The organism is Bradyrhizobium sp. Arg816 (assembly GCF_029989365.1).
Taxonomy (GTDB): Bacteria; Pseudomonadota; Alphaproteobacteria; order Rhizobiales; family Xanthobacteraceae; genus Bradyrhizobium.
In genome coordinates this window covers 445,778-469,539 of the sequence record NZ_JAPRAQ010000003.1, presented here as the reverse complement: position 1 = coordinate 469,539, position 23,762 = coordinate 445,778, and the positions used below count along the sequence as shown (strand labels likewise).

Here is a 23,762-nt window from a genome sequence, read left to right as displayed (position 1 = left end):
CCGTTCGCATGACCTGCTTGATCAGACGATCCGGACCCGCCAATGCCTTCTGTCTTCGAGACATCGCCCACCGCCATCCCGATCACCTTCGTCACCAAGTCGAGCTGGGATCAGGTCGCCGAGAAATTGCCGCCGGTGCAGCGCCGGTTCGCCACCGCCAGCGCCTTTGCCGCCAAGCCGGGCGGCTATCTCGCGCTGCCCGCGCCGGACGGCGCGATCGCGCAAGTGCTGTTCGGACTGGAGGACGAGGGCGCGAGATCACGCGACCTGTTCCGGCCGGGCGCCCTGCCCAGCCTGCTGCCGCCGGGCATCTATCGATTTGCCAATGCACCGCACGATGCGCGGCTGGCATCGCTTGCCTTTGCACTCGGCAGCTACCGCTTCGCCCGCTACCGCAAGGCTGACCGCCCCGCCGTCCGGCTGGTGCCGCCCGATGGCGTCGACGCGGCCGAGATCAATCGTGTGGCGGACGCCGCGATGCTGGCGCGCGACCTCATCAACACGCCGTCCAACGACATGGGGCCGGAGGAGCTGGCCGCGGCCGCGCAAGCGCTCGCCACGGAATTCGGTGCGAGCTTTGCCTGCACCATCGGCGAGGATCTGAGGACGAAATTTCCACTGATCCACGCCGTCGGCATGGCCTCGGACCGCGCGCCGCGCCTGATCGACATCGGCTGGGGCGATCCTGATGATCCCAAGGTGACGCTGGTCGGCAAGGGCGTCTGTTTCGACACCGGCGGACTCGACCTCAAGCCGTCGAGCGGCATGTTGATCATGAAGAAGGACATGGGCGGCGCCGCCAACGTGCTGGCGCTCGCGCGCATGGTGATGGATGCGAAGCTCAAGGTCCGCCTGCGCGTGCTGATTCCGGCGGTCGAAAATGCCGTCTCCAGCAATGCCTTCCGGCCGCTCGACATCTTCACCTCGCGCAAGGGCATCACGGTCGAGATCGGCAACACTGACGCTGAGGGCCGGCTCGTGCTCGCCGACGCGCTGGCGCTGGCCGACGAGGAAAAGCCGGACCTTCTGATCGATCTGGGCACGCTGACCGGCGCGGCGCGCGTCGCGCTGGGGCCGGATTTACCGCCCTTTTACACCAATGATGAGACGCTGGCCGCCGACGTCGCGCGGTGCGCGGCGAAGGAGAACGATCCGTTGTGGCGCATGCCGCTGTGGCCGCCTTACGATGCGTGGCTGGACTCCAAGACCGCCACCATCACCAACGCACCGTCCGGCGGCTTTGCCGGCTCGATCACCTGCGCGCTGTTCCTGCAACGGTTCGTCGAGCAGGCGAAAAGCTGGCTGCATGTCGATATTTACGGCTGGACCCCGTCGGCAAAGCCGGCGCGGCCCGAAGGCGGCGAATGCCAGGCCGCGCGCGCCATCTACGCATTGCTGAGCGAGCGCTATGCATGATCCAGGACACGATCCAAGGCTAACGCCGGCGCGGGGCGACATCGCCGCGAAATACCTCGAAGGCGAGGTGCAAGCCGACCGCTTCGTCACGGGCGAGGAATTCGAGGTGTTCGAGGCGATCGCGCCCGTGCGCGAGCAGCCGTCGTCGAACGCGATGCTGATGACGGAGGCGCTGCGCGGCGAGCGCGTCACGGTCTACGACCGCAACGGCGAGGGCTGGGCCTGGGGCCAGCTTGGTGGCGATGGTTATGTCGGCTGGCTCCCCGACGCAGCGCTGATGAAGCCGGCCGCCGCGTCAACCCACACGGTGAGCGCGCTCCGGACATTCGCCTTCCCCGGTCCCTCGATCAAGCTGCCGCCGGCCGGCACACTCGTCATGGGATCGAAGGTCGCAGTCGCGCGCGAGGACCGCAGCTTCGCCGTGACGCGCGACGGACAATATCTGCCTAGTGGCCATCTCGCCCCGCTCGATCATCGCGAGCCGGACTTCGTCGCGGTCGCCGAACGCTTCGTCGGCACGCCCTATCTCTGGGGCGGCAAGAGCAGCCTCGGCATCGATTGCTCCGGCCTCGTGCAGATCTCGCTGACAGCAGCGGGCATCGGCTGCCCGCGCGACAGCGACATGCAGCAGGCAGGGCTCGGCCGCGCGCTGGAGCCGCATGAGCGGAGCAAGCTGCAACGCGGCGATCTCATTTTCTGGAAGGGCCATGTCGCCATCGTCCGCGATGGCAGCACCATGGTTCACGCCAACGCGCATCACATGGCAGCCGTGATCGAGGCGACCGAGCCGGCGATCGCACGGATCAAGGCGGCAGGCAGCGAAATCGCCGCGATCAAGCGGCTCTAGGGCGGGCACTCGTGAATTCGTCGCGTCCGCTTTGATTTCGGAAGGCCACGTTGAAACCGATATGGCCGCATGTCGATCTTGGGCCCGAAGCGGATCCGCATCTGATGCATGTCAGACGTCGCCATGTTGCTTGGGGACATTGTCGACGCTGGTCTTCGGCTTGGAAATCGGAGGGATGCAGCTGCCGAAGCGTGGATCGAGCGGATCATAACGCGACCTTGTTCTAGCGACGATATACAGCACCGCCAATGCAAAGGAGCCAAGCAGCAGCAGTAGCCACACGGGTGGCCGAATTGCGATCAAAAGCGCCGTTGTTCCGACCAGCAGCAAGGGAACAACGCCCGAAGACAGCTTCGAAGCCATCACCGCCTCCGCGGTAAGCTCTCGGTTCGGATATTATCGTGGATATCGATATATTTGAGCGAAGCCGACTGCGACACTCCAGCGCAGATAGAACCGGAAGTCTCGCACGTTCCCCAAGCTCATTTTTCCGGGGAACACACGCGCGATCATTCATGCAACCCGTCATTCGAAGGGCAGCCCGCGGCCGGCTCATAGGCACTTCGCGGTGCAGCTACGGAACAACGTTACAACTGAGAGATTCGCGGAACGAAAGACGTCGTCAGTCTTTCTCTGCCTTTGGGAGGTGCCCATGAATTCTCAGGCCCGAGAAGGCGCGTGTGCGTTCGCTTGGCGGAACTACTTGCTGCTCCACAGTGGCATCAGCGAGAATGACAACAGGCGTGCCGCCCTCGACCGCTACATCGCCAATCTTCGCGATACCGGCGAAGATGATTTCGATCTCTTGCAAATAGCCGCAGTCGCCTACTTGAAGAAAATGGATGAATTGCATGACGACCAATGTGCCCGACTCGCGGCAGATCAAATCTTGGCCGAGTGTTTGGAAGCACGCAATTCACAACCCGAGAGGTGACTTTAGGCCACAACACCAGAACGAAGGAGCGAGCACCATGGCAGACAAGACCGGTACTGCAAACCATCTCGCACACGACCCACAACGGCGCATCGCCGCAGCGACAGCAATCGGCATGAATGCCTTGAAGCCGATGATCCACTTTCAGGTCTCAATATTGAGGATGTGGGCCGATAGTATTGAGAAGCTTGCGGGCAATTACGAAAAGAGGTTGGAAGAAACAGCGACCACGGTCGAGGAACGGTCAGACAAGGAACGCGCCGCATAGATCAACGCGACTGGCAGGTGCAAGCCCGCAAGCAGAAGCGTCCCCGGGGTTCGCGCTACCGCGCGCCCCGGAATTCGCGCCCCGGAGGAATCAGGTCGCCACCGCCCCGTTCCCCGCCGTCTCCAGCCGGAATGCCGCCGCGAACAGCGCGCGCGTGTAATCGGTCTTTGGGCTCTTGAACAGTTCGGCGGCCTGTCCCTCCTCGACCACCTTGCCGCCGCGCATCACGATGAGATGGCTGGCGAGCGAAGCAACGACGCGCAAATCGTGAGAGATGAACATGTAGGTGAGATCGCGCCTGCGCTGGAGCTCCCGCAAGAGATCGACCATCTGTGCTTGAATCAGCATGTCGAGTGCGCTGGTCGGCTCGTCCAGCACGACGAAATCCGGCTCCAGCACCACCGCCCGCGCGATGCTGATGCGCTGGCGCTGGCCACCGGAGAATTCATGCGGATAGCGGTAGCGGGTGTCCGCCTTCAGCCCGACGTCCTCGAGCGCCTTGACGACGCGCGCCTCGCGCTCCTCGCGCGACAGCTCTGGCTGATGCACGGTGAGGCCCTCGGCGACGATGTCGGCGACCGACATGCGCGGGCTGAGCGAGCCGAACGGATCCTGGAACACGATCTGCATGTCGCGCCGGAACGGTCGCATCTCCTTGAAGCGCAGGCCCTGGATGTCCTTGCCGAGGAACACGATGCGGCCGTTCGAGGAGATCAGCCGCATCAGCGCCAGCCCGAGCGTGGTCTTGCCCGAGCCGGACTCGCCGACGACGCCGAGCGTCTCGCCCTTGCGCACGGCAATGCTGACGCCGTCGACCGCCTTGATGTGGCCGACCGTCTTGCGCATCAAGCCGCGCTTGATCGGAAACCAGACCTTCAAATCATCGGCGGACATCACCACCGGTGCACTCGGCTGCGGCGGCGCCGGATCGGGCTTCGGCTCCGCCGCGAGCAGGTCGCGCGTATAGGGATGGTTCGGGGTCCTGAAGACCTGCTCGACCGGCCCCTGCTCGACAATCTCGCCGCCCTTCATGACACAGACATGGTCGGCGATGCGGCGCACGATGCCGAGATCGTGGGTGATGAAGAGCAAGCTCATGCCGAGCCGCGCGCGGATCTCGGCGAGCAGCGCCAGGATCTGTGCCTGCACGGTGACGTCGAGCGCTGTGGTGGGCTCGTCCGCGATCAACAGATCCGGCTCGTTCGCGAGCGCCATGGCGATCATCACGCGCTGACGCTGGCCGCCGGAGAGCTGGTGCGGATAGCTGTTGAGCCGCGTTTCGGGCTCGGGAATGCCGACTTGCGTCAGCAGTTCCAGCGTCCGCTTGCGCGCCTCGGCATTGCTGGTCGGATTGTGGAGCTGGATGATCTCGCCGATCTGCGCCTCGATCGTGTGCAGCGGATTGAGCGAGGTCATCGGTTCCTGGAAGATGATGGAGATGTCGCTGCCGCGAATCTCCCGCATCTCACGCTCCGACTGGTCGATCAGCTCCCGCCCCTTGAAGCGGATGCTGCCCGAGGGATGCGAGGCATTCGGATAGGGCAGGAGCTTCAGGATCGAGAGCGCGCTGACCGACTTGCCGGAGCCGGACTCGCCGACAAGCGCGACGCATTCGCCGCGCTTGATCTGAAACGAGACCTTGTCGACCGCAAGCGTCGTGGCGCCGCCCTGGTGGAAGGCTACCGAGAGGTCGCGGACGGCAAGCAGGGGCTGGTTGATCGCGTCCATCACGCCCTCACTTGAACGTCTTGCGCGGATCGAAGGCATCGCGCACGGCTTCGCCGATGAAGATCAAGAGCGACAGCATGATCGCGACCGAGAAGAAGCCGGAGAAACCGAGCCAGGGCGCCTGCACGTTGGACTTACCCTGCGACAGCAATTCGCCGAGCGACGGCGAGCCGGGCGGCAGCCCGAAGCCGAGGAAATCGAGGGCCGTGAGCGTCATGACCGACGAGGAGACGATGAACGGAAGGAACGTCATCGTCGCGACCATCGCGTTCGGCAGCAAATGCTTGAACATGATCACGGCGTTCGACACGCCAAGCGCCCGCGCGGCCTGGATGTACTCGAAATTGCGCCCGCGCAGGAATTCCGCGCGCACGAGCCCGACCAGCGACACCCAGGAAAACAGGAGCAGGATACCGAGCAGCACGAAGAAGCCGGGCACGAGCACCGACGAGAGGATCAGCAGAAGGTAAAGCGAAGGGATCGCAGTCCATATCTCGATGAAGCGCTGGAACAACAGGTCGACCCAGCCGCCGAAATAGCCCTGCACCGCACCGGCGGCGATGCCGACAACCGAGGAGACAATGGTCAGGCACAGGCCGAACAGCACCGAGATGCGGAAACCGTAGATCAGGCGCGCAACCACGTCGCGGCCCTGATCGTCGGTGCCGAGCCAGTTGTATTCCAGGTCGCGGCAGCTCTTGAGGCCCTTCTTCTCGACGACAGGCTTGCACTGCGCCTCCGTCAACATCCAGGTCGGCGGTGACGGGGCTGGCGTCGGCAGATCAAGATTGTGGGTGTCGTAGGAATAGCGGATCAGCGGCCAGACGATGCTGCCGCCCTTGTCCTTGATCAGCTTCTGCAAATAGGGATCGCGGTAGTCGGCCGCCGTCTCGAAGTCGCCGCCGAAGGTCGTCTCGGAATAGGTGACGAAGGCCGGCCAGTAGAGATGGCCGTCATACTTGATCAGGAACGGCCGGTCATTGGCGATCAGCTCGGCAAACAGCGACACCACGAACAGGATCATGAAGATCCAGAACGACCAGTAACCGCGCCGGTTCGCCCTAAAGTTCTGCCAGCGCCGGCGGTTGAGCGGCGATGGCACGAACGGCTTGCGCGTGATCGGCACGGCATCGCCGAGCGGCGACTTTGCGGTGGTTTCGATCGGGGTCGGGGCGGCCAGTGTCATCAGACCTCCCGCGCCTCGAAATCGATCCGCGGATCGATCCACATGTAGGTCAGGTCAGAGATCAGGTTGATCACGAGGCCGACGAGCGAAAAGATGAAGAGCGTGCCGAACACCACGGGATAGTCGCGGTTGAGAACGCTCTCGAAACTCAGCAGTCCGAGCCCATCCAGCGAGAAGATGGTCTCGATCAGAAGCGATCCCGAGAAGAATGCGTGAATGAAGGTGCTGGGAAAGCCCGCGATCACGATCAGCATCGCGTTGCGGAAGACGTGACCATAGAGCACCCGATTCTCGCTGCAACCTTTCGCGCGCGCGGTCATCACGTATTGCTTGCGGATCTCGTCCAGGAACGAGTTCTTGGTCAGGAACGTCATGGTGGTGAACGCGCCGAGCCCCATGGCGATCAGCGGCAGCGTCAAATGCCAGAAGTAATCGATGATCTTCCAGTACCAGGGAAATTGCGACCAGCCGTCCGACGTCAGTCCGCGCAATGGGAACCAGTTGAAGAACGAGCCTCCGGCGAACAGGATGATCAGGAGGATCGCGAACAGGAAGCCGGGAATCGCGTAGCCGAGCACGAGCACGCTCGACGTCCAGGTATCGAAGCGCGTTCCGTCCTTGACCGCCTTGCGGATGCCGAGCGGAATCGAGATCAGGTAGGTCAAAAGCGTCAGCCAGATGCCGAGCGAGATCGAGACCGGCAGCTTTTCCTTGATCAGCTGGAGCACGCTGACGTCGCGGAAATAGCTGTTGCCGAAATCGAAGCGGGCGAAATTCCACACCATCAGCGCGAAGCGCTCGGGGGCCGGCTTGTCGAAGCCGAATTGCTTCTCCAGCTTCTTGATGAAGTCAGGGTCCAGCCCCTGCGCGCCGCGATATTTCGAATTGATGGCATCGCCACCAGCGCCCAGCTGACCCGGCGCGCGCTGAGCGAAATCACCGCCGCCCGAGATGCGCGAGCTGCCGCCGGTGTCGGCGCCCGAGAGCTGCGCAATCACGCGCTCGACCGGCCCGCCCGGCGCGAATTGCACGACGACGAAGGAGACGAAGAGGATCCCGAGCAGGGTCGGGATCATCAGGAGGATGCGGCGGGCGATATAGGCGCTCATGATTATTTCGCCTGCTCAAGCTTGGCCGCCTTGGCGGCATCGAACCACCAATTCTCTGGCGCGCCGACGCCTTGCGCATATTTCGCCGGCTTGTCGGGATGGCTGAACTGGTCCCAATAGGCCACGCGATGAAAGTTTGCGTACCACTGGGGCACCCAGTAGCGCCCGGCCCGGAACACGCGATCGAAGGCCCGGCATGCTGTGGTCAGTTCCGCCCTCGTCTGGGCGGCAATGATCTTCTCGATCAGCGCGTCGACGATCGGATCGGAGATGCCGGCGAGATTGTACGAGCCTTTGGTCTTGGCCGCCTGGGAGGAGAAGAACGCCCGCATGGCGTCGCCGGGCGTCGCCGACATCGAGAAGCGTTGGATCGTCATGTCGAAATCGAAATCCTCGAGCCGCGCGCGGTACTGCACGGCGTCGACCAGGCGGAACGTGGCGTCGATGCCGAGCGTTGCGAGGTTCTTCAGGTACGGCCCGTGATGCGGCTGGATCGACTGCTCGTCGTTCAGGAACTCGATCGTGAAAGGCTCGCCATTGGGCAGCACCCGCTTGCGATCCTTGATGACGTAGCCCGCCTCGTTGAGCAGCTCGCCCGCCTTGCGCAGCAAGCTACGGTCCTGTCCCGAGCCGTCAGACACCGGCGGCACGAAAGGCTGGCCGAACACTTCGTCAGGCACCTTGCCGCGGAGGGGCTCGAGCAGCGCGAGCTCTTCGGGTGAAGGCGGGCCTGATACCATCATGTCGGAGTTCTGGAATGGCGAGTGCGTGCGCGCGTAGGCGCCGTACATGATCGACTTGTTGGTCCATTCGAAGTCGAAGGCGTAGATCAGTGCCTCCCGCACGCGTGGATCCCTGAATTTGTCGCGGCGGGCGTTGATGAACCAGCCCTGCGCACCCGACGGGGTCTCGTCCGGCAGCTGCTCGCGCTTGACGCGGCCGTCCTTGATCGCCGGGAAATCATAGCGCGTGGCCCAGATGCGCGAGGTGAGCTCCTCGCGGAACAGATAGTTCTTGCCGGTGAAGCCTTCGAAGGCGACGTCGCGGTCGCGGTAGAATTCGTAGCGCACCGTGTGGAAATTGTAGCTGCCGCGGCAGACCGGCAGGTCGGCGCCCCACCAGTCTTTGACGCGCTCGTATTCGACGTAGCGGTTGACCTCGAACCTGCCGACCCTGTACGGGCCGGAGCCCAGCGGCGTATCGAGCGTCGATTCGTCGAAGGCGCGCGTGGCATAATAGGCCTTCGAGAAGATCGGCAGGCTCGCGACATAGAGCGGCACGTCGCGCGCGCGGTTCGGCGCGAAGGTGACGGCCACGGTGGCGTCGTCCAGCGCCTCGGCCTTCACGAAATCGCGGAGCTGCACGATGATCAGCGGATGGCCCTTCTCCTTCAGCGTGTTGAGCGAGAAGGCGACGTCATGCGCGGTGAGCCGGGAGCCGTCGTGGAAGCGGGCCTCGGGCCGTATCGTGAAGGTGTAGGTCAGCTTGTCCGGCGAGATTCGCACCGATTTCGCCGCAAGCCCGTACATCGCGTCGGGCTCGTCATTGGCCCGCGCCATCAACGGCGCGAAGGTCATGTCCATGCCCTGCGCACCTTCGCCCTTCAGGATGTAAGCGTTGAGCGAAGAGAACGTGAAATAGGACTGGTTGTAGGCCCGCACCGAGGGAATGAGCGAGAACGCGCCGCCCTTCGGCGCGTCGGGATTGACGTAGTCGAAATGGTGGAAATCGGCGGAATATTTGAGATCGCCGAACGCCGAGATACCGTGCGCCTCGGTCCCCGCTTCCGATGCGCGTGCGCCGGGCAACATCAGTGCGCCGAGGGACGCACCGAGAGTGCCGCCGACACCCAAGACCAGCACATGGCGGCGTGACATCTGCGTCATGCGGGGGGTGTCCTTCACGACTTCTTTGCGATCCGTGCCGCCTTGTCTGCGTCATACCACCAGATGAACGGGAAGCCGGACTGACCGTATCTGGGCAATTCCGCCGGTCGGCCGAAGCGATCCCAGCGCGCGGTGCGGATCTTCGAATAGGTCCATTGCGGAACGACGTAGTGATTCCACAGCAGCACACGGTCGAGCGCTTTGGTTGCCGCGACTAGATCGTCGCGACCCGTGGCGTAGATCAGCCTCTCGATCAGCTTGTCGATCGCCGGATTCTTGATGCCGGTAATGTTGCGCGACCCGGGGATATCGGCGGTCTTGGACGACCAGAACTCGCGCTGCTCGTTGCCCGGCGACTGCGACTCGCCCCATGAGTTGGTGACGACGTCGAAATCCCAGTCCCGAGTCCTGTTCTCGTACTGAGTCGGGTCGACCGTGCGCACGCTGACCGCGATGCCGAGCCGTTCTAGAGACGGCTTGTAGAACAGCGTGACCCGCTCGAAGCTCGGATCCTGGTTCAGCAGCTCCAGGGTGAACTGCGCACCGGTCTTGACGTCGATCAGCTTGCGGTCGCGCACCTCGTAGCCGGCCTCCTTGAACAGGCGCAGCGCCTCGCGAAGATTGTCGCGCACGGCTTCCGGACTGCCGCCGACCGGATTGGTGTAGGCCGTCGTGAACACTTCCGGCGGGACCTCGGCGCGGACGGTCTCGAGGATCTCGAGCTCTTTCCCCTGCGGTAACCCGGTCGCCATGAGCTCGTCGATACCATCGAAATAGCTGCTGACGCGCTTGTACTGACCGTAGAAGATCTGCTTGTTCATCTCCTCGAAGTCGAACGCATAGTTGAGCGCACGACGCACGCGAGGATCTCTAAACTTTGAGCGGCGCAGGTTCGGCACGAAAGCCTGCATGACGCCCGAGCTGCGATTGGCGAACTCCTCGAGGATTACCCGCTTTTCGGTCACGGCCGGGAAGTCGTAGGCGGTCGCCCAGTTCTTCGCACTGTTCTCGGTGCGCCAGTCCACCTGATCGGCCTTGAAAGCCTCGATCGCCACGGTGGCATCGCGGAAATACTCGTAGCGCATCTCGTCGAAATTGTTGCGGCCCACATTGGCGGCGAAATCGCGCCCCCAATAATCCTTGACGCGCTCCAGCGCGATCGACCGTCCCGCCACGAATTCCTTGACCTTGTAGGGGCCGGAACCGAGCGGTATTTCGAGCGTGGTCGCGGAGACATCGCGCTTGCGGCCTTGCGCGTCGGTCCCCTCCCACCAATGTTTCGGCAAAACCGTGAGCTGCCCGACGATCTGCGGCAGCTCGCGGTTGCCCGGCGCGTCGAACACGAACTTCACCTCGCGCTCGCCGACCTTCTCGGCCTTCACCACATGGCTGTAATAGGCCGAGTACATCGGGTGATGCTTCTTGAAGGCATCCAGCGAGAAGATCACGTCGTCCGCAGTGACCGGCTTGCCGTCATGCCATTTGGCCTGCGGCCGCAAACGATAGGTGACGAAGGAAAAGTCGGCCGGGTGGCTGACGGCCTCGGCCAGCGCGCCGTATTCGGTCGAGACCTCGTCGAGCGACGGCGTCGTGAGGGATTCGTAGATGAACGCGACGGCACCGGCGACCTGCCCCTTCACCCCGGCCACCACGATATTGAAATTATCGAAGGTGCCGACGGCGATCTGGCGCGCGACACCGCCTTTGGGCGCTTCCGGATTGACGTAATCGAAGCGCTTGAAGTCGGCGGGATATTTGACCTGTCCGAACAGCGACAGCGCGTGGCGCCAGGGCGCCTCGCTGGCGGATTGCGCCGCGGCCGTGCCGATGACGGGAAGGCCCCCTACGGAACCGAGGGCGGGGAGCACTACGGCGGCAGTGCCGGTGAGCAGGAGATCGCGTCGGGTAATGGCCAAATCAACATTCCTGATCTTGAAGGAGGTTACCCCTTTAAGTGCTCAATATAGGCGAGGTTTCGACGGAATATGTTGCTTTTTCCTCATGTTGGAAGCCCGCGTGGCCCGGCGAATGCGGCCAAACGCCCCGATAAACTCACCGCGAGGCCCGGATAAGCAAACGGCCAGGCTTTTCAGCCTGGCCGTTAATTCCAAGACAGGTTTTTGACGCCTTACTTCGACGCCGTCGGGATCGGCTGAGGATGCTCTGACAGCGAATTCAGATAGGCGATGACGTCGGCGCGCTCGGAGTCCTTCGGGATGCCGGCGAAGCCCATCGCGGTGCCCGGGATGAAGCCCTTCGGGCTGGCGATGAACTTGTTGAGATCGTCGAACGACCAGGTGCCGCCCTTGGCCTTCATGGCGGCCGAGAAGTTGAAGCCGTTGCGGCCCTCGCCCCTGGCTTCGCCAACGACGCCATAGAGGTTCGGACCGACGCGATTCGGGCCGCCCTTCTCGAAGGTGTGGCAGGCGCCGCACTTCTTGGCGGCCGCCGCGCCCTTCTCGACGGACGCGGTCTGGAGCAGCTTTTCGATCGGCTCGGAGGCAGCGGCAGCACCGCCGCCTTCCTTGCCGTGGCCGGCGTCTTCCTTCACGGCAATCTCGAAACCCGGCTTCTCGAGCGGCTTCGGCGTGAACAGCGCCTGGGCGGTGAAGCTCGTCACCAGCAGGATGAGACAGGTGCCCAACACGGCACCGAGAATCTTATTGAGTTCGAAAGAGTCCATTTCCGGCCAGGCCCCACACCACAGTAAGGAAATAGCGGCCTCGCGGCCGCCAGGACGAGCCTCGGGAGAATCAAACGTTCCTTATTGTTTCCCCGAGTTTTGCCATTGAGATATCGGTTTGCCCGGGGTCTGGCAACCCGTATAAGCGACCCGGCTTTCAGCCCGTCCCCACCCCATTTCTCGACGCGGAAAACCTCTCGTTTCCAGGCCCTTGACCCGATGATCGATCCCCGCATCCTGGTGCTGATCCCGGCCCGCATGGCCGCCACCCGCCTGCCCGGCAAGCCGCTCGCCGACATCGCCGGCCTGCCAATGATCGTGCATGTGATGCGGCGAGCAGAGGCCGCCGGCATCGGCCGGGTCGCGGTCGCAACCGATACGGACGAGATCGCCTCCGTGGTCACCGCCCATGGCGGCGAAGCCGTGATGACCCGCCCGGAGCACCCCTCCGGCTCGGACCGCATCCACGAGGCGATGCAGAAGCTCGATCCCTCAGGCAAGGCCGAAATCGTGGTCAATCTCCAGGGCGATTTCCCGACCATTACGATCGACAACATCCGCGAGGTGCTGCCGCCGCTGCAAGACCCGGCGGTGGACATCGCGACGCTGGCCTCGCAGATCCATACCGAGGAGGAGGACCTCGCGCCGAGCGTCGTAAAGGCGATCGGAACCTCGCTGGGCGGGAAACGCATGCGCGCACTTTATTTCACCCGCGCGACCGCTCCGACCGGCGACGGACCGCGCTACCACCATATCGGCCTCTACGCCTATCGCCGCGCCGCGTTGGAGCGCTACGTCCGGCTTCCGCCATCCCCGCTGGAATTGCAGGAGAAGCTCGAGCAGCTCCGGGCGCTGGAGGCCGGGATGCGGATCGACTTCACCATCGTCGACACCGTGCCCCGCGGGGTCGACACGCCCGCGGACCTGGAGACCGCCCGCAGCATCCTTTCCAAATCCTGAGCCGCTGTTACAAGGCCGATCATGAGCAAGCTGAAAATCGCATTCCAGGGCGAGCCTGGGGCCAATTCCCACATCGCCATCGTCGAGGCCTATCCCGACGCCGAGCCGATACCATGCGCCACCTTCGAGGACGCGCTGTCGGCGATCTCGTCGGGCGAGGCCGATCTCGGCATGATCCCGATCGAGAATTCGGTCGCGGGCCGCGTCGCCGACATCCATCATTTGCTGCCGGCCTCCGGCCTCTTCATCATCGGCGAATGGTTTCTGCCCGTCCGCCATCAGCTGATGGCGGTGAAGGGGACGAAGCTCGGGGACATCAAAAGCGTCGAGAGCCACGTGCATGCGCTCGGCCAGTGCCGGCGCATCATCCGCAAGCTCGGCATCAAGCCGATCGTGCACGCCGACACCGCCGGCAGCGCCCGCGACATCTCCGAGCGCAACGACAAGGCCGTCGCCGCGATCGCCTCGCGGCTTGCGGCAAAGATCTACGGCCTCGACATCCTGGCCGAGGACATCGAGGACGAGGCGCACAACACCACGCGCTTCGTGGTGCTGGCGCGCGAGCCGAAATGGGCGGCGCAGGGCTCCGGCCCGCTGGTCACGACTTTTGTATTTCGCGTGCGCAACTTGCCCGCCGCGCTCTACAAGGCGCTCGGCGGCTTTGCCACCAACGGCGTCAACATGACCAAGCTCGAGAGCTACATGGTCGACGGCAATTTCTTCGCCACGCAGTTTTATGCCGACGTCGACGGCCATCCTGACGACAAGGGGCTCGCCTTCGCGATCGAGGAGCTGAAGTTCTTCTCCCGCGAATTCCGCATCGTCGGCGTGTATCCGGGGCACCCCTTCCGCGCGACGTTCAGCGAGACGCAACAGGATTGATTGGCCACCCTCCCCTGGAGGGGGAGGGTCGATCGCGCGCAGCGCGAGCGGGGTGGGGTGATCTCTCCATTCGGGCAGTATTCGTCGCCGAGAGACCGTCACCCCACCCCGCTACGCATTTTGCTTCGCTCAATGCCTAGCGACCCTCCCCCTCCAGGGGAGGGTAAGCTACGCCGCGGCCGCTTTCAGCCCGAACGCCTCCGCCAGCAGCGAATACGACTTCTTCCGCGCGTCGTGGTCGTACACGGCCGTAATCACCATCAACTCGTCCGGCTTGCTCGCATCGATCAACGGCTGCAGTTTCTTCTGCACCGTCGCCGGACTGCCGACGAAGAGGCGCGAACGGTTGCGCGAGATCGAAATGCGCTCGGCGTCCGTATAGGGATAGGCCAGCGCCTCCTCGACGCTCGGCAGGGGCAGATATTGACCGCGGTCGCGGCGCAGGCGGTTGAGATCGAACGAGGTGGCGAGCTTTTCGGCCTCCTCATCCGTATCGGCCGTGATGACGGCGACGGCGAGGATCGCGTGCGGGCTCGCGCTCCAGGCCGAGGGCTGGAAACGGTTGCGGTAATGCACCATCGCATCGATCGCGTCGTGGGATGCGAAATGATGGGCGAACGCGAAGCCCATGCCGACTTGCGCGGCGAGCTCCGAGGAATAATCGCTGGAGCCGAGCAGCCAGATCGGCGGCAGCTTGGTGTCGTCGGGCATCGCGACGACGTTGTTGTAGGGATGCCCTGCGGGAAATTCGCGGGTCTCCCACAGAATCAGTTCGTGCAGCCGCTCCAGGAAATCGTCGCCCTCGCGGCGGTCGAGACGGCTGCGCAGCGCATAGGCGGTGGCGCCGTCGGTGCCGGGGGCACGGCCGAGACCGAGATCGATGCGGCCGGGAAACAGCGCCTCCAGCATCTTGAAGCGCTCGGCCACCACGAGCGGGGCGTGGTTGGGCAGCATCACCCCGCCGGAGCCGACGCGGATGCGCTTCGTCATCGCCGCGATCTGCCCGATCATCACATCGGGGGCCGGGCTCGCCACCGAGGCGAGGTTGTGATGCTCGGCGAGCCAGTAACGGACATAGCCAAGCCCGTCGACATGGCGCGCCAGATCGATGCTGTTGCGCAGCGCCGCGGCGGGTCTTGTACCTGTGGTGACGACGGAGAGGTCGAGGACTGAGAGCGGGATCATGGCGCGCTAAGGTAGTGAAGGCCGGCGCGGCGGCAATGGGCAGACTGCGCAGGTCTGGCGTGTGCAGGCCGCGAACCCGCACGGCAAGGCCGGTTGAGGCGATGGGACAAGATTTGTCGCGGCAACACCGTCTTCACACTGCCCACGCCCCTTATTTGCTCCTACTCGCCGCCAAATCCGTTACAATTTGTTGATTTATATAACATATTATCGGATCTACGCACTTCCCACTTACACCCTCATCCGTTCAATATTTCCACCGTTACCGGTGAAAGTGGGCCACTTCCCATCCCTGATGGGCTGTCGAGTGCGACCGCTTTGGCTTATCTTGGCCACATCCAATCGAGACCCGACTGCCGGCCGCCGAAAGCCGGACGAGCCCCTGGAGTGAGTGGTGCCATGACCGATCTGACGACGCCTGCCCGAGCCGAAGGGCAAGACGGGCACCTCCAAAACGGGCACCTCTCCTCGAAGCGGCCTGCGATCTCCTTCGAGTTCTTTCCGCCCAAGACGGAGGAGATGGAGCGCAATCTCTGGGAGACCATCAACCGGCTCGCCCCGCTTGACCCGAAATTCGTCTCCGTGACCTATGGGGCCGGCGGCTCGACCCGCGAGCGCACCCATTCGACCATCACCCGCATCCTCAAGGAAACCGCGCTGCTGCCGGCCGCACATTTGACCTGCGTCGGCGCCTCGCGCGGGGAGATCGACGAGATCGTCGACCGCTATCACGAGGTCGGCGTCCGCCACATCGTCGGCCTGCGCGGCGATCCCGCCGGCGGCATCGGCACGCCCTATTCCAGCCATCCCGACGGCTACCAGAGTTCTGCCGACCTCGTTGCGGGCATCAAGAAGCGGCACGGCGACATCGAAGTGTCCGTGTCCGCCTATCCCGAGAAGCACCCTGAAGCGCGCGATTTCGACGCCGACATCGACACGCTGAAGGCCAAGGTCGATGCGGGTGCGACGCGCGCGATCACGCAGGTGTTCTTCGATAACGACCTCTACTTCCGCTATCTCGACCGCGTGCGTGCCCGCGGCATCGACATCCCGATCGTGCCCGGCATCATGCCCATGCACAATTTCAAGCAGGCCCGCAATTTCGTCACCCGCGCCGGCACCTCCGTGCCGGACTGGCTGGCGGAGAAATTCGACGGCCTCGACGACGACGCCGAGACCCGCAAGCTGGTGGCCGCGACCGTTGCCGCCGGCCAGGTGCAGAAGCTGGCGAAGCGCGGCGTCGACACCTTCCATTTCTACACCATGAACCGCGCCGATCTCGTGTTCGCGATTAGCCATTTGCTCGGCATCCGCGCCAAGAGCGCGCAGAAGGCGGCTTAAGATAAAATGACCACTCCCGTTTCTCCCAAGCGAACTGCCCTGCTCAACGCCGCGCGCGAGCGCATCCTCGTGCTCGACGGCGCCATGGGCACGATGATCCAGAACCTGCAGTTCGATGAGGCCGCCTTCCGCGGCGAGCGCTTCAAGGACTTCCATCGCGACCTCCGCGGCAACAACGACCTGTTGATCCTGACCCAGCCGCAGGCAATCGAGGACATCCACGCCGCATACTTGCGCGCCGGCGCCGACATCGTCGCGACCAACACCTTCTCGACGACCTCGATCGCGCAGGCCGATTACGACCTCACCGACATCGTCTACGAGATGGCGCGCGAAGGCGCCCGCCTCGCCGGCAATGCCGCTCGTCGCGTCGAAGCCGAGGACGGCAAGCCGCGCTTCGTTGCGGGGGCCATCGGCCCGACCAACCGCACCGCCTCGATCTCGCCGGACGTTTCCAACCCCGGCTACCGGGCCGTCACCTTCGACGATTTGCGCAAATCCTATGGCGAGCAGATCAACGGCGTGCTCGACGGCGGTGTCGATCTGCTGCTGGTCGAGACCATCTTCGACACGCTGAACGCCAAGGCGGCGCTCTATGCGATCGCCGAAATCACCGAAGCGCGGGGCATCGACGTGCCCGTGATGGTATCGGGCACCATCACCGACAAATCCGGCCGCCTGCTGTCGGGCCAGATGCCGGAAGCGTTCTGGAATTCGGTGCGGCACGCAAAACCCGTCACCATCGGCTTCAACTGCGCGCTCGGCGCGGAAGATCTGCGCGCCCACATCGCCGATATCGGCCGCGTCGCCGACACGCTGGTCTGCGCCTATCCGAACGCCGGCCTGCCCAACGAATTCGGTCAATACGACGAGACCCCGGAATACATGGCGCGCCTGGTCGGCGAATTCGCGCGCGATGGCCTCGTCAACATCGTCGGCGGCTGCTGCGGTACCACGCCGGACCACATCGCGGCGATTGCGGCAGCCGTCGCCCCGCACAAGCCGCGCGTCGTGCCGGAAATCGAACCGCGGCTGCGGCTCTCCGGCCTCGAGCCGTTCATCCTGACCGACGCCATTCCCTTCGTGAATGTCGGCGAGCGCACCAACGTCACCGGCTCCGCCCGCTTCCGCAAGCTGATCACCGCCGGCGACTACACGGCCGCGCTGCAGGTCGCCCGCGACCAGGTCGAGAACGGTGCGCAGATCATCGACGTCAACATGGACGAGGGGCTTCTGGATTCGGAAGCCGCGATGGTGACCTTCCTCAACCTCGTTGCCGCCGAGCCCGACATCGCCCGCGTCCCCGTGATGGTCGATTCCTCGAAATTCTCGGTGATCGAGGCCGGCCTGAAATGCGTGCAGGGCAAGCCGGTCGTCAACTCGATCTCGATGAAGGAAGGCGAGGAGAAGTTCATTCACGAGGCCAAGATCGCCCGGCGCCATGGCGCAGCCGTGGTGGTGATGGCGTTCGACGAAGTCGGCCAGGCCGACACGTTCGCGCGCAAGACCGAGATCTGCAAGCGTGCCTATGACATCCTGGTGGACCGCGTCGGCTTCCCGCCTGAGGACATCATCTTCGATCCGAATATTTTCGCGATCGCGACCGGCATCGAGGAGCACAACAATTACGGCGTCGACTTCATCGAGGCGACGCGCTGGATCCGCCAGAACCTGCCGCACGCGCATATTTCCGGCGGCGTCTCCAATCTGTCGTTCTCGTTCCGCGGCAACGAGCCGGTGCGCGAGGCGATGCACTCGGTGTTCCTGTATCACGCCATCAAGGCGGGCATGGACATGGGCATCGTCAATGCCGGACAGATGATCGTCTATGACGACATCGATGCCGAGCTGCGCCAGGTGTGCGAGGACGTCATCCTCAACCGCGACCCCGGCGCGTCCGAGCGCCTGCTGGCACTTGCGGAGAAATTCCGCGGCAACAAGACCCAGACCAAGGAAGCCGACCTCGCCTGGCGTGAATGGCCGGTGGAGAAGCGGCTGTCGCATTCGCTGGTGCACGGGATCACCGAGTTCATCGAAGTGGACACCGAGGAGGCCCGCAAGGCATCCAAGCGTCCGCTCGACGTGATCGAAGGCCCCTTGATGGCCGGCATGAACGTGGTCGGCGACCTCTTCGGCGACGGCAAGATGTTCCTGCCGCAGGTGGTGAAATCCGCGCGCGTGATGAAGCAGGCGGTGGCGTGGCTGATGCCGTTCATGGAGGAAGAGAAGGCACGCAACCTCGCCAACGGTATCGGCACCGAAGGCTCCTCTTCCGCCGGCAAGATCGTGCTCGCGACCGTCAAGGGCGACGTCCACGACATCGGCAAGAACATCGTCGGCATCGTGCTCCAGTGCAACAATTTCGAGGTCATCGACCTCGGCGTGATGGTGCCGGCCGCTAAGATCGTCGAGACGGTGAAGGCGGAGAAGGCCGACATCGTCGGGCTATCAGGCCTGATCACGCCCTCGCTCGACGAGATGGCGTTCTTCGCCGGCGAATTGCAGCGTGAAGGTTTGAAGCTGCCGCTGCTGATCGGCGGCGCCACCACGAGCCGCGTGCACACGGCGGTCAAGATCGACCCGAGCTATCGCGCCGGTCCCGTCGTCCACGTCAATGACGCCAGCCGTGCCGTCGGCGTTGCCTCCTCGCTGCTCTCGCCCGAGAAGCGCGAGGCTTACGCCGCCGAGGTGCGCGCCGAATACGCCAAAATCTCGGACGCGCATCTGCGCGCGCAGGCCGACAAGAAGCGCCTGAAGCTCGCGGCCGCGCGCGCCAACCGCGTGCCGGTCGACTTCGCCGCGAACAAGCCGGTGAAGCCGACCTTCTTGGGCATCCGCAGCTTCGACGATTACGATCTCGCCGAGCTCGTGCCCTATATCGACTGGACGCCGTTCTTCCAGACCTGGGAGCTCGCCGGCCGCTTCCCCGCCATTCTCGACGATTCCAAGGTCGGCGAAGTCGCGCGCTCGCTCTATGACGATGCGCGCAAAATGCTCGACCTGATCGTCAAGGAAAAATGGTTCCGGGCGCGTGCGACGGTCGGCTTCTGGCCGGCGAACGCTGAAGGCGACGACATCGTGCTCTATGCCGACGAAAGCCGGACCAAGAGAATCGCGACGCTGCACACGCTGCGCCAGCAGCTCGAGAAGCGCGAGGGCCGGTTCAACGCCGCGCTCGCCGACTTCGTCGCGCCCGCCGGCGTGCCCGACTATGTCGGGGGCTTCGTCGTCACGGCCGGCATCGGTGAGGATGTGGTCGCCGACCGCTTCAAGATGGCCAATGACGACTACTCCTCGATCCTGTGCAAGGCCTTGGCCGATCGCCTTGCGGAGGCCTTCGCCGAGCGCATGCACGCCCGCGTGCGCCGCGAGTTCTGGGCTTATGCACCGGACGAAGCACTCTCCTGCGACGATCTGATCCTGGAGAAATACCAGGGCATCCGCCCTGCGCCCGGCTATCCCGCGCAGCCCGATCACACCGAGAAGGCGACGCTGTTCGAGCTGCTCGACGCGGAAGCGACCGCCGGCGTGAGGCTGACCGAGAGCTTTGCGATGTGGCCGGGCTCTTCCGTGTCGGGGCTCTATTTCGCGAACCCCGAGAGCTATTATTTCGGCGTCGGCAAGATCGAGCGTGACCAGGTCGAGGACTATGCCGCGCGCAAGGGCATGACGGTGGCCGAGACCGAGCGCTGGCTCGCGCCGGTCTTGAACTACATCCCGTCGCGAGAGGGCACCGACAAGGCTTTCGCGGCGACACCCGCGAACGACGAGACGTCGAAGGACCTCGCCTCGCATCCGCCCGGCTGCACCTGCGCGGTGCATCTCGTCTGGCAGAAGAAGCGCGCGGGGGCGGGGTAGGCCCCGCCTTCACTTCCCAAGACTAAAAAGTGAAAAACAACCCCATGCACAGTAGGGATGGGGTTGAAAGGCTTGAGGAATTTCGGTCTTACCGAAACGACTTGCTCCGTCGGGCAAAACACCGGTAATATTCCATCATCGCCTGCCGTGCCCGTCTGATACTCTTCGCCTCGCCCGTCGCCGTCATTCGGAGGCGCGCGAAGGTTGCGCCCGGAATGACGGCGACGGGCAACTCAGATCCCACACGCACGGTCCCCATCCTCCCCTGGAGGGGGAGGATCGGTTCGCATGCAGCGAAGCGGAATGCGGACCGAGGTGGGGTGACGGTCTCTCCGCGTTGAGCAATACCCGTGTTGAGAGATCACCCCACCCCGCTCGCGCTTTGCGCGATCGACCCTCCCCCTCCAGGGGAGGGTAAGGGGCATCCGGGCTACAGCAGCCGAACGTGCAACCGCTTCGAAAGCGAAGTCGCCTCACAACTCGCCTCGCCGGCAATTTCGCGCGGGAACCGGGCGGTGTGAACTCGTTCACTTGTCCGCTCAACCTTGATTCGCTACTCTATCGGTCTACTACCTTCAAACCGATGGTTTGCTTGGGATCGAACATATGACGCAGTTCATTGCACTGTTCGTCGCCGCGATCGCCCTTGTCGTGCTGCCCACGATTGCCGCGGCTGACTGCCCGAAAGGCTACGCGCCATGCGGCGAGCGAAACCAGTTGTGCTGCCCGCGAAAGTAGCAAGCCGCAAATGGCTCTGGCTTGGTAGCCTCGTCTTTGTCGCGATAGGCCTGGTGATGGTTGCAGCCTGGGTCGGATTCCCGCGAAAGAAACAGACGATCACGGCCATCCTCTCCGAGACCGGATATTTCGAGGTGGTCCCGCCAAGCACATTCGGCGGTCCCGGCACCATCAACACGATCGAATATCTGAGCGATGGCCGGCTGGAGCTGCATCCGACCTGCGATATCGACCCCACGCTGCTGGCCGACAAGATCCGGAAATCACCGACGGTGGACCGGGACCTGAAGCAATCGCTCGAGAAGAACCTCGACGTGTCCGCGCAGGTCAGGGACAAGCTGTCGGCGGTCGCCGGAATGCAGCAAGTTGATTCAATTCACCTCAAGCTCGAGAACGCCAACATTCTCCTGATTTCCGACGAATCGCTGATATCGACCCGCAATGCATTGCTGAAGGCCGAATGCGAGGACGCGATCGCCCTGAACATTTCGAGCGGCGGCGTCGTCTGCCAGACGCGCTCCGTGCTGGAAGCCGACGTCGTCTACGAGATCAAATATCACAACACGATTTCGATGGAGGAGCGGGCCAAGCTGACATCCGAGATCGCGGCGAAGCTCGAGCTGGACGCCCACCAGGGATCGGACGACAAGGTGTCCGGCTCTCAATTGTTCTTTGGCATCAGGCTGTCGCCGAATCCGATCGTCCTGAAGTCCGCGGCGGGCGAGATCAAGCCCTGCAACAGGCGATAGGACGGCGCGCTTTCACCCCTTCGGCGGGGCCAGCGGCTGCACGATCTCCCCGAACGGCGCCAGCGCCTCGCAGCGTTCGGCGTGTGCCGACAGCGCCGGATAGCGCGACGGCTCGAGCAGTTGCGGATGCGCTTCGCGGGTGAAGCGGACGACGCAGGCAACCGCAATGTCGGCGTGGCCGATCCGGCCGCCCAGCCAATACGGCGTCGTCACCCCCGCGCGTTCGGCCTCCAGTACGCCGAGTACGTCGCCGATCTGCGCCTGGCAGCGCTCGACCCACAGCGCAAGCTGCTCCTTCCGCAGCACGCGCTCATAGAGCAGGCTCACCGCCTTGTCGCCGAGGCCGGTAGCGAGTGCGCAGATGCGTAAATGCTTTCGCCGCTCGGCGCCGCCGCGCGGCAGCATCGCCTTCTCCGACCCGACGAGCTCATCGAGATAGTCCAGAATGATCGTGCTCTCGATCAGCGCCTCGCCATCGTTGAGCACCAGCGTCGGCACGCGCCGCAGTGGGTTGTACGGCGCGATCTTGTCGGCGTCGCCGAAGGTGGACCATGGCCGGTGCTCAAAGGCGAGGCCGTAGAGCCGCAGCGCGATCGCGACACGGCGGACGAAGGGAGAATCGTATTGGCCAATCAGGAACATGGTTCTCGCTCACTAGTCAGGGCCGGGGCTCGAAGCCGGCCATTCATCTTCTTCACAAGGCTATTATCGAACGACACAGCCAGCGAGCGGTGCCCAACGGCAACAGCTACACATTTTCGTCTCGGCACCGCCTCAACTCCAGCTTGCCGAACAAATTGTCGCATGGTTCATTCCGCGGACCCAGAGGGAAGCCAAATGAATCGGCGGGCATTGAGAGCGGCAGCGGTGGGCCTAGCTCTTACGGCGATCGTGCCCGACGTCACGTCAGCAGCCGATCTGCCGATGAAGGCGCCGCCCAAACCTGCCGACTTCAATCCGTTCTGGGCCGAGGCCGACTACCTTGCCTGGAGCGTGACGGGCGACAAGCTGCCGGCGCTGGTGACCACGAGCCCGGTCGGCACGCCGCTGGGAGTTGTCGGCGTGCTCGGCCAGCCCACGACGACCGTGCTGTTCGGCAATTCCAGTGTGAACAACGACTGGCGTTCGGGCGGGCGCATCACCGCCGGCTACTGGTTCGATCCGCAGCGCAGCCGCGGCATCGAAGCCTCGTTCTTCGGGCTGGAGAATCTCTCGACCGGATTTGCGACCGACACCAATGCCAATCCGATCCTGGCACGGCCCTTCACCAATGCGCTGACGGGATTTCCCGACGCGCTGATCGCGGGATTTCCGGGGCTGGCCACCGGCAGTGCCAGCGCGAGCGAAACCTCGCGCCTGCTCGGCGCCGGCGCGCTCTATCGCTGGGATCTCGGCGCGTGGAGCGGACAGCGCGTCAGCGCGCTGGTTGGCTATCGCTATCTGCGGTCGACCGACACGCTGACGATCTCCAATACCGCGGCCATTCTTGCCTTCGGCACCTTCAGCCCCACCGACAATTTCAAGGCGTCGAGCAATTTCCACGGCCTCGATCTCGGCCTTACCGGCGATTGGCGCAATGGCCCGTGGTCGCTGGAGTGGCGCGGCAAGGTGGCGCTCGGCGCCAATCTCAACAGCGCCGACATTTCGGGCTCGACCGCCTCGACCGTGGCCGGCGTCACCACGACGGCCCCGGGCGGCTTCCTCGCGCTGTCAAGCAATATAGGCCATTACGACCAGACCCGCTTCGCCGTGGTGCCGGAGCTGTCGTTGAAGGCGGGATATCAGGTTGCGCCCGGCTGGCGGCTGATCGCCGGCTACGACGTGATGTACTGGACCGGCGTACAGCGCGCCGGCGGGCTGATCGACACCACCGTCAATCCGAACCTCGCGCCACCGCCGGCCGGCGGCGGGCCGAACCGGCCCGGGCCGGTGCTCAACACGACGAACCTGCTTGCGCAGGGGGTCAGCTTTGGCGTGCGGTATAATTATTGA

The 23,762-nt window shown here is 63.9% G+C and carries 19 protein-coding genes; 10 read left to right on the top strand and 9 right to left on the bottom strand.

Annotated elements, in window-relative coordinates; translation table 11 throughout:
- Nucleotides 1–42: 42 nt before the first annotated feature.
- Together OWC48_RS10950 and OWC48_RS10945 are read left to right on the top strand one after the other, a co-directional pair.
- Nucleotides 43–1,416, top strand: coding sequence for a M17 family metallopeptidase (locus OWC48_RS10950; protein WP_282519991.1), 1,374 nt, complete (start codon nucleotides 43–45; stop codon nucleotides 1,414–1,416).
- Entirely contained in the window at nucleotides 1,409–2,263 is an 855-nt protein-coding gene (locus OWC48_RS10945) for a C40 family peptidase (protein ID WP_282519990.1), read from the top strand. The genes OWC48_RS10950 and OWC48_RS10945 overlap by 8 nt, the downstream gene beginning before the upstream one ends.
- Nucleotides 2,264–2,374: 111 nt before the next feature.
- Here the strand turns inward: OWC48_RS10945 and OWC48_RS10940 are convergent, their stop codons facing one another.
- Nucleotides 2,375–2,626 (bottom strand): hypothetical protein, encoded by a 252-nt coding sequence (locus OWC48_RS10940; RefSeq protein WP_282519989.1) that lies wholly within the window; start codon nucleotides 2,624–2,626, stop codon nucleotides 2,375–2,377.
- A 289-nt stretch (nucleotides 2,627–2,915) separates the two neighbouring features.
- On the opposite strand from OWC48_RS10940, the gene OWC48_RS10935 reads away from it, so the two are divergent.
- Entirely contained in the window at nucleotides 2,916–3,197 is a 282-nt protein-coding gene (locus tag OWC48_RS10935; protein ID WP_282519988.1) for a hypothetical protein, read from the top strand.
- 37 nt (nucleotides 3,198–3,234) lie between these two features.
- Nucleotides 3,235–3,465, top strand: coding sequence for a hypothetical protein (locus OWC48_RS10930; RefSeq protein ID WP_282519987.1), 231 nt, complete (start codon nucleotides 3,235–3,237; stop codon nucleotides 3,463–3,465).
- Nucleotides 3,466–3,555: 90 nt separating this feature from the next.
- On the opposite strand, the gene OWC48_RS10925 is transcribed toward OWC48_RS10930, so the two are convergent.
- The 6 genes from OWC48_RS10925 to OWC48_RS10900 form a co-directional block, all read right to left on the bottom strand.
- The gene (locus tag OWC48_RS10925) at nucleotides 3,556–5,193 is read right to left on the bottom strand and encodes an ABC transporter ATP-binding protein (RefSeq protein WP_282519986.1); all 1,638 of its coding nucleotides are present in this window, start codon (nucleotides 5,191–5,193) and stop codon (nucleotides 3,556–3,558) included.
- Between the two features lie 7 nt (nucleotides 5,194–5,200).
- Complete coding sequence (locus OWC48_RS10920) at nucleotides 5,201–6,379, bottom strand: ABC transporter permease (RefSeq protein WP_085401891.1); 1,179 nt, start codon at nucleotides 6,377–6,379, stop codon at nucleotides 5,201–5,203.
- Nucleotides 6,379–7,488: a microcin C ABC transporter permease YejB gene (locus tag OWC48_RS10915; RefSeq protein ID WP_028148358.1), complete on the bottom strand. Its 1,110-nt coding sequence runs from the start codon at nucleotides 7,486–7,488 to the stop codon at nucleotides 6,379–6,381. Before OWC48_RS10915 ends, OWC48_RS10920 begins: the two co-directional genes overlap by 1 nt.
- A gap of 2 nt (nucleotides 7,489–7,490) precedes the next feature.
- Nucleotides 7,491–9,374 (bottom strand): extracellular solute-binding protein, encoded by a 1,884-nt coding sequence (locus OWC48_RS10910; protein WP_282519985.1) that lies wholly within the window; start codon nucleotides 9,372–9,374, stop codon nucleotides 7,491–7,493.
- Nucleotides 9,375–9,388: 14 nt separating this feature from the next.
- Nucleotides 9,389–11,290 (bottom strand): extracellular solute-binding protein, encoded by a 1,902-nt coding sequence (locus tag OWC48_RS10905; RefSeq protein ID WP_282519984.1) that lies wholly within the window; start codon nucleotides 11,288–11,290, stop codon nucleotides 9,389–9,391.
- A 212-nt stretch (nucleotides 11,291–11,502) separates the two neighbouring features.
- Nucleotides 11,503–12,057 (bottom strand): cytochrome c family protein, encoded by a 555-nt coding sequence (locus OWC48_RS10900; protein WP_282519983.1) that lies wholly within the window; start codon nucleotides 12,055–12,057, stop codon nucleotides 11,503–11,505.
- Between the two features lie 219 nt (nucleotides 12,058–12,276).
- Here OWC48_RS10900 and OWC48_RS10895 point away from each other — a divergent pair, with 219 nt between their 5' ends.
- Nucleotides 12,277–13,017 (top strand): 3-deoxy-manno-octulosonate cytidylyltransferase, encoded by a 741-nt coding sequence (locus OWC48_RS10895; RefSeq protein WP_282519982.1) that lies wholly within the window; start codon nucleotides 12,277–12,279, stop codon nucleotides 13,015–13,017.
- Nucleotides 13,018–13,038: 21 nt separating this feature from the next.
- Nucleotides 13,039–13,899 (top strand): prephenate dehydratase, encoded by an 861-nt coding sequence (locus tag OWC48_RS10890; RefSeq protein ID WP_282519981.1) that lies wholly within the window; start codon nucleotides 13,039–13,041, stop codon nucleotides 13,897–13,899.
- 168 nt (nucleotides 13,900–14,067) lie between these two features.
- On the opposite strand, the gene OWC48_RS10885 is transcribed toward OWC48_RS10890, so the two are convergent.
- A complete protein-coding gene (locus tag OWC48_RS10885) occupies nucleotides 14,068–15,084 on the bottom strand; it encodes an LLM class flavin-dependent oxidoreductase (protein WP_282519980.1) in 1,017 nt (338 codons plus the stop codon).
- A gap of 399 nt (nucleotides 15,085–15,483) precedes the next feature.
- Between OWC48_RS10885 and metF the strand changes: the two genes are divergently transcribed.
- From metF to OWC48_RS10870, 3 genes are all read left to right on the top strand, one after another.
- The gene (metF, locus tag OWC48_RS10880; RefSeq protein WP_166345253.1) at nucleotides 15,484–16,425 is read left to right on the top strand and encodes a methylenetetrahydrofolate reductase [NAD(P)H]; all 942 of its coding nucleotides are present in this window, start codon (nucleotides 15,484–15,486) and stop codon (nucleotides 16,423–16,425) included.
- Between the two features lie 6 nt (nucleotides 16,426–16,431).
- Nucleotides 16,432–20,283, top strand: coding sequence for a methionine synthase (metH, locus tag OWC48_RS10875; RefSeq protein ID WP_282519979.1), 3,852 nt, complete (start codon nucleotides 16,432–16,434; stop codon nucleotides 20,281–20,283).
- 698 nt (nucleotides 20,284–20,981) lie between these two features.
- Nucleotides 20,982–21,770, top strand: a complete 789-nt coding sequence (locus OWC48_RS10870) for a hypothetical protein (protein ID WP_282519978.1) — start codon at nucleotides 20,982–20,984, stop codon at nucleotides 21,768–21,770.
- 12 nt (nucleotides 21,771–21,782) lie between these two features.
- On the opposite strand, the gene OWC48_RS10865 is transcribed toward OWC48_RS10870, so the two are convergent.
- Entirely contained in the window at nucleotides 21,783–22,412 is a 630-nt protein-coding gene (locus OWC48_RS10865; protein ID WP_282519977.1) for a glutathione S-transferase family protein, read from the bottom strand.
- Nucleotides 22,413–22,637: 225 nt separating this feature from the next.
- Between OWC48_RS10865 and OWC48_RS10860 the strand changes: the two genes are divergently transcribed.
- The gene (locus OWC48_RS10860; RefSeq protein WP_282519976.1) at nucleotides 22,638–23,762 is read left to right on the top strand and encodes a BBP7 family outer membrane beta-barrel protein; all 1,125 of its coding nucleotides are present in this window, start codon (nucleotides 22,638–22,640) and stop codon (nucleotides 23,760–23,762) included.

Bases quoted from the DNA above. Each gene is read 5' to 3' on its own strand.
- OWC48_RS10950 (WP_282519991.1), top strand. From the start codon at position 43: ATGCCTTCTGTCTTCGAGACATCGCCCACCGCCATCCCGATCACCTTC.
- OWC48_RS10945 (WP_282519990.1), top strand. From the start codon at position 1,409: ATGCATGATCCAGGACACGATCCAAGGCTAACGCCGGCGCGGGGCGAC.
- OWC48_RS10940 (WP_282519989.1), bottom strand. From the start codon at position 2,626: ATGGCTTCGAAGCTGTCTTCGGGCGTTGTTCCCTTGCTGCTGGTCGGA.
- OWC48_RS10935 (WP_282519988.1), top strand. From the start codon at position 2,916: ATGAATTCTCAGGCCCGAGAAGGCGCGTGTGCGTTCGCTTGGCGGAAC.
- OWC48_RS10930 (WP_282519987.1), top strand. From the start codon at position 3,235: ATGGCAGACAAGACCGGTACTGCAAACCATCTCGCACACGACCCACAA.
- OWC48_RS10925 (WP_282519986.1), bottom strand. From the start codon at position 5,193: ATGGACGCGATCAACCAGCCCCTGCTTGCCGTCCGCGACCTCTCGGTA.
- OWC48_RS10920 (WP_085401891.1), bottom strand. From the start codon at position 6,379: ATGACACTGGCCGCCCCGACCCCGATCGAAACCACCGCAAAGTCGCCG.
- OWC48_RS10915 (WP_028148358.1), bottom strand. From the start codon at position 7,488: ATGAGCGCCTATATCGCCCGCCGCATCCTCCTGATGATCCCGACCCTG.
- OWC48_RS10910 (WP_282519985.1), bottom strand. From the start codon at position 9,374: ATGACGCAGATGTCACGCCGCCATGTGCTGGTCTTGGGTGTCGGCGGC.
- OWC48_RS10900 (WP_282519983.1), bottom strand. From the start codon at position 12,057: ATGGACTCTTTCGAACTCAATAAGATTCTCGGTGCCGTGTTGGGCACC.
- OWC48_RS10895 (WP_282519982.1), top strand. From the start codon at position 12,277: ATGATCGATCCCCGCATCCTGGTGCTGATCCCGGCCCGCATGGCCGCC.
- OWC48_RS10890 (WP_282519981.1), top strand. From the start codon at position 13,039: ATGAGCAAGCTGAAAATCGCATTCCAGGGCGAGCCTGGGGCCAATTCC.
- OWC48_RS10885 (WP_282519980.1), bottom strand. From the start codon at position 15,084: ATGATCCCGCTCTCAGTCCTCGACCTCTCCGTCGTCACCACAGGTACA.
- metF (WP_166345253.1), top strand. From the start codon at position 15,484: ATGACCGATCTGACGACGCCTGCCCGAGCCGAAGGGCAAGACGGGCAC.
- metH (WP_282519979.1), top strand. From the start codon at position 16,432: ATGACCACTCCCGTTTCTCCCAAGCGAACTGCCCTGCTCAACGCCGCG.
- OWC48_RS10870 (WP_282519978.1), top strand. From the start codon at position 20,982: ATGCGGCGAGCGAAACCAGTTGTGCTGCCCGCGAAAGTAGCAAGCCGC.
- OWC48_RS10865 (WP_282519977.1), bottom strand. From the start codon at position 22,412: ATGTTCCTGATTGGCCAATACGATTCTCCCTTCGTCCGCCGTGTCGCG.